The sequence below is a fragment of the Staphylococcus sp. McC-251-APC-3A2 genome (assembly GCF_009695665.1).
Lineage (GTDB): Bacteria > Bacillota > Bacilli > Staphylococcales > Staphylococcaceae > Staphylococcus > Staphylococcus cohnii.
The window spans coordinates 1-1782 of sequence record NZ_VUNO01000020.1 but is presented as its reverse complement, the minus strand read 5'-3'; the positions used below and the strand labels follow the sequence as shown (position 1 = coordinate 1782).

Sequence of the window (1782 nt, the reverse complement as noted above, 5' to 3'; positions counted from 1 at the left end):
TTGGTTCTTCATCTTTTGTGGTGGGATGGCATGAAATGCTATCCCGCCTTTTATGTTTTTAATCATTTTAGATACAAAAAAAGCGCTCATGCCTCTATAATTTTAAGTGACCAAACAAAAAATCGAGAGGAGACATGATGCGCCTATGTGTAATGATATATTAAAACTACTAAAAATTAAAGATGAAAATATTCAAGTTATGAAGGTGGAGGAAGATGTAGAAGTGCGTGGTCAGCTTTCTACAGTTGTTTATGGAACCCTTTCTTATAAACCTGAAGCTTGTATGAAGTGTGGTTGTGTCAATGACGGGCAAATACATAAGCACGGTAAACGTGTTTCGCGTTTGACGTTGTTAAAATCTCAAGAGTCTAATGTTTATCTTAACTTAGCGAAAGAACGCTTTAAATGTTTACACTGTTCAAAGACTTTCACGGCTCAAACAAGCATTGTTGATAGTCACTGTTTTATTACGAATCGCGTGAAGTTAGCGATTCCACATAGACTCACTCGTGTACAATCCGAACTAGACATTGCCAATGATTGTAGTGTTTCACCGAGTACAGTTAAAAGATGTCTTCATAAACTTTCACAATCACTGACAGTCAAACCTTCATCAGGCTTACCCAGACATATCTCCATAGATGAGTTTAAAAGCGTTAAGAACGTGACAACGGCGATGAGTTTTCTGTTTGTAAATAATGAAACGAATCAGATTATCGATATTTTAGAAGATAGACGCATTCATAAGCTCAAAGAATATTTCTATCGCTTTGACCGACGTGAAAGAATAGCTGTTAGAACTGTAACAGCGGATATGTATGAGCCATATATTAACTTCGTTCATGAAGTATTCCCAAATGCGATTTTAATCTTTGATCGTTTTCATATCGTTCAGCACCTTAACCGTGAACTTAATAAGCAACGTATTTCTGTTATGAATGCTTATCGTTATAAATCTTCAACCGATTACACGAAACTGAAAAAACACTGGAGACTCTTCCTTTCCGACAGACAAGATATTAATAGCTATGAATACTTCTGGTCAAAGTCTTTCAAAACATACACAACCTCAAGAGATATTCTAGGGTATCTATTAAATCTTGATCAACAGCTCTATGACACATATATGTTAGTCCACCAACTTCGAGAAGCATTGAAACAATGTGATTGGTTACGTTTCAAAGAAATACTGCGAGGTGTCGAAAAGAAACAGGTATCGCGTGGTGTTTGGCGTGTGATTCGATTCTATAAGAAATACGAGTATGTCCTTTACGCAACAATCCAGCACCCTATGTTTAACAATGGAGCGATTGAAGGTATCAATAATAAAATTAAGCTAATTAAACGTGTATCGTATGGTTATCGAAACTTTAATAACTTTAAAGCCAGAATACTTATTATTTTCAAGTTGTATCAATGACGTAAAATGCATGGTTTATTAATAAATGACGTCGCATAAATATTACGTAGTAATCGCTACTTAACATGTCACAAACACTCATATAACTATATGGCGTAACAATCATTTCTAATGCGAGACGCCTAAGGCAACAAGCCGAACTGAAAATCCATTTTGGCTTCCATTGTTTAACAAAGCCAAAATTAGTTAAAGTGAGGCGCCTTGGCAAGCGAGCATTAAAGAAATGATAGTACTCAAAAAGCGCACAATTAATAATTAACTGTACGCTTAAATGAATGTAGTGATTACTACGTGTTATGATTAAGTTAAATATAAAATTAGTTACTTTTAATTATCTGCCCACCACAAAAGATGAACATCCT

Annotated in this window: 1 protein-coding gene; it reads left to right on the top strand. The window is 35.2% G+C overall.

What is annotated here, in order from left to right:
* Window positions 1-145 precede the first annotated feature (145 nt).
* The gene (locus FYJ81_RS12955) at window positions 146-1420 is read left to right on the top strand and encodes an ISL3 family transposase (protein ID WP_031903877.1); all 1275 of its coding nucleotides are present in this window, start codon (window positions 146-148) and stop codon (window positions 1418-1420) included.
* The last annotated feature ends 362 nt before the right edge of the window (window positions 1421-1782 follow it).

Excerpts from the sequence above, each read along its gene's own strand:
- FYJ81_RS12955 (WP_031903877.1), top strand. The coding sequence starts at position 146 with ATGTGTAATGATATATTAAAACTACTAAAAATTAAAGATGAAAATATT.